At 35.3% G+C, this 3,323-nt stretch carries 3 protein-coding genes; all 3 read left to right on the top strand.

Annotated features, from left to right (window positions below; genetic code table 11):
- Positions 1–1,817: polysaccharide biosynthesis protein (locus ACTTKP_RS11680; protein WP_442554074.1), on the top strand; the 1,817-nt coding region annotated here is incomplete at its 5' end.
- Between the two features lie 4 nt (positions 1,818–1,821).
- Positions 1,822–2,205, top strand: a complete 384-nt coding sequence (locus ACTTKP_RS11675) for a hypothetical protein (protein WP_442554073.1) — start codon at positions 1,822–1,824, stop codon at positions 2,203–2,205.
- 401 nt (positions 2,206–2,606) lie between these two features.
- A complete protein-coding gene (locus ACTTKP_RS11670; RefSeq protein ID WP_442554072.1) occupies positions 2,607–3,320 on the top strand; it encodes a response regulator transcription factor in 714 nt (237 codons plus the stop codon).
- Positions 3,321–3,323: the final 3 nt, after the last annotated feature.

The following is a 3,323-nucleotide window of genomic DNA, read 5'->3' as shown; positions in this document are numbered from 1 at the left end:
ACGACCTTATGGTCGTATGGGTTGCAGGAGTCCTTGCTTTGCTTTTAAGATTTGACTTAAACTTTAGTCGAATCCCGGTTAATTTCATTGAAAATATGCAAAGTATGCTGATTATAAATATGGCTGTTACTGTTGTTATTTTTACAGTAAATCATCTGTACACCAGCCTTTGGGCTTATGCCGGAGTGGTGGAAATGCAGAGGATAATTCTTGCTTCTATAGAAACTACAACAGTGGAGATAGCTATAGCATTTATAAAAAGCAAAAATTATACAGGCTATTTTCTGCCAAGGACTTATCATATACTGTATTTTTTTATTCTTCTTATCTTGACTGCCGGTATAAGGTTTTTGTATAGAATGCTAAGAATGCAGATAACTAGCAGAGTAAATACTTCTGTATTTCAAGCTTCCAGGGTTATGCTCATCGGTGCAGGAGAAACAGGTCATATGGTTATAAGGGATATTCTTTCAAGTGCCAGTGTAATGAAGGAGCTCTGCTGTATCATAGATGATGATAAAAATAAGATTGGAAGTTATATAAGTGGAATTAAGGTTGTAGGTGATAGGAATTCTATATCAGAAAATATAGAGAAATATGATATTAATGAAATAATCATAGCCATCCCTTCTGCAAGTAGGAAGGAATTAAGTGAACTTATAAATATCTGTACCGAAACAGGATGCAAACTTAAAATTACACCTAGTGTGACTGAAATAGTCGAAGGACATATTTCTGCGACCCTGCTAAGAGATGTGAGTGTTGAAGATTTGCTTGGAAGAGAGCCGGTGAAAGTTGAACTTGATCTTGTAATGGGATATGTGAGTGGAAAGACGGTGCTTGTAACAGGTGGAGGAGGTTCCATAGGAAGTGAATTATGCAGGCAGATAGCAGGACATAGACCCAAACAGCTTATAATCGTGGATATATATGAAAATAATGCGTATGACATTGAACTTGAACTTCGTCATAATTATCCTAAGTTAAATCTTGTAGTTCTTATTGCTTCAGTACGTAATTTAGAAAGATTGGAATCTATTTTTGCGGAGTATAGGCCTAATTTGGTCTACCATGCAGCCGCACATAAGCATGTACCGCTTATGGAAAACAGCCCTAATGAAGCCATTAAGAATAATGTGCTTGGAACATATAATACGGCTAAGACTGCTGATAAATATGGAGTTGACAGATTTGTACTTATTTCAACAGATAAGGCGGTTAATCCTACTAATGTAATGGGAGCAAGCAAAAGAATATGTGAGATGATAGTTCAGACCTTCGGTCATAATTCAAAAACTGAATTTGTAGCTGTAAGATTTGGAAATGTGCTTGGAAGCAATGGTAGTGTAATTCCGTTATTTCAAAAGCAGATTGCTTCAGGAGGTCCGGTTACAGTAACCCATCCTGATATAATTCGCTATTTTATGACGATTCCCGAGGCTGTGTCATTAGTGCTTCAGGCAGGAGCCTACGCAAAAGGTGGAGAAATATTTATTTTGGAAATGGGCGAGCCGGTTAAAATACTGGAACTTGCACGAAATATAATCAGGCTTTCAGGCTTTGTGCCGGATAAAGATATTAAAATAGAATTTTCAGGTTTAAGACCGGGAGAAAAACTTTATGAAGAACTCCTTATGGAAGAAGAGGGCATAAAAGATACTGAAAATAGACTCATCCATATAGGACGCCCGATAGAAATGGATGAGAAGAGGTTTAGGGCTGAATTAGAAGAAATAATAGAACTTGCCTTTACAGAACCTTCAGGTGATAGGATTAGAGAAGCAATAAAAAAGATAGTACCTACTTACAAAGGATGAAAAAATGCCAAAAAAACTTTTTAAGAAAAGAAGATGGAGAGCAAAATCAAAGAAAGGTGATAAAGAAAAGACAGGACTTAGTTTTTCTTCTAAGATTATCTCCGCAGATGGAATAATATGTCTGATACTTGGAATAATAAGCTTTATAATGTTATCAGCCGCTATAGTAATATCTGTAAAAAATAGAGGTCAGGCAGATATTTATGTAGGGGCGATGGGAGTTGCCGGCTTTTTAATTTCACTTATCAGCTTTATAATTTCTGTAAGAACACTGAACGATGAATATATAGCAGAAACCATTCCGAAAATAGCAGCGGTAATTAATTTTTTTGTATTATTGATATTTATGGGATTATATTCGTATGGTATATTTATTGGGATGATTTAAAATGTTCATAGTTTGTTAAAATTAATTACAAATGGACTTCATATTTATGGTATATAATCTAAGCATCAGTTAAGGAACAGATAATAAATCCAAAACTGAAAATAAACTTGCTAGATTCCCCAATTTGTATAGATTTACTTTTTTCATTTGCAGGTTGGTAACTCCCTGTTATCCAACCACTCCTCTCTTTTTTATAAGGACGGTAATAGCCGTCCTTATTTTTGTTTGTAAATATGAATAAATTGTAAGAATAATTTAATACATAAATTATTTGAAAATGGTATAATTTTATCAGTTAGCTGGATTAGTCTGAATGAAAGTCAACTTTCGATATAGGCAAATTACAGCTAACTGTCTTAATCGCTATAAAGTATAATATTAACAGGTAACAGGAGTAATATATGGAAACAAAGGCAAAGATTCTTGTTGTGGATGATGACAAAGAGATAGCAGATCTTGTAGAGATACATCTTGTAAGTGAGGGATATGATGTAAAAAAGGCAAATGATGCGGTAACAGGACTTACAATGCTTAAAGCTGATGAAGAAATATCACTGGCAATCTTAGATATAATGATGCCCGGTATGGATGGACTCAGTATGGTTAAGAAAATTAGGGAAACAAGTAACATACCTATCATAATGCTTTCAGCTAAGTCAACAGACCTTGATAAGATAGTGGGACTGGGAAATGGAGCAGATGATTATGTGACAAAACCGTTTAATCCTTTGGAACTTACAGCCAGAGTAAAGGCAAATTTAAGAAGGTTTACAGAATTTAATTCGGGTCAGAAGTCTGCTGACGAGCCTGGGGATGAAATTATAGAAGCCGGTCCTCTCTATATAAATAAAAGCACCAGAGAGGTGAGGACCTATGACAGAGAAGCAAAACTTACTCCTATTGAATATGATATCCTCTGCTTGCTTGCAAGCAATCCGGGACGGGTATTTTCTACTGATGATATTTTTACCAGGGTGTGGAATGAGAAAGCCTTTGAAGGAAATAACACTGTGATGGTGCATATAAGAAGGCTTAGGGAAAAAATTGAAATGGATGCAAGGAATGCAAAGATTATAAAGACTGTATGGGGAGTTGGATACAAGATTGAAAAATAAATT

The sequence above is a fragment of the Catonella sp. genome (assembly GCF_052169795.1).
In the GTDB taxonomy this organism is placed as follows: Bacteria; Bacillota; Clostridia; order Lachnospirales; family Lachnospiraceae; genus Catonella.
The sequence above is the reverse complement of the archived record's forward strand: the minus strand, read 5'-3'. Positions and strand labels throughout refer to the sequence as shown.

What these genes read in the sequence shown, in the direction of transcription:
- ACTTKP_RS11675 (WP_442554073.1), top strand. Translation starts at nt 1,822, where the DNA reads ATGCCAAAAAAACTTTTTAAGAAAAGAAGATGGAGAGCAAAATCAAAG.
- ACTTKP_RS11670 (WP_442554072.1), top strand. Translation starts at nt 2,607, where the DNA reads ATGGAAACAAAGGCAAAGATTCTTGTTGTGGATGATGACAAAGAGATA.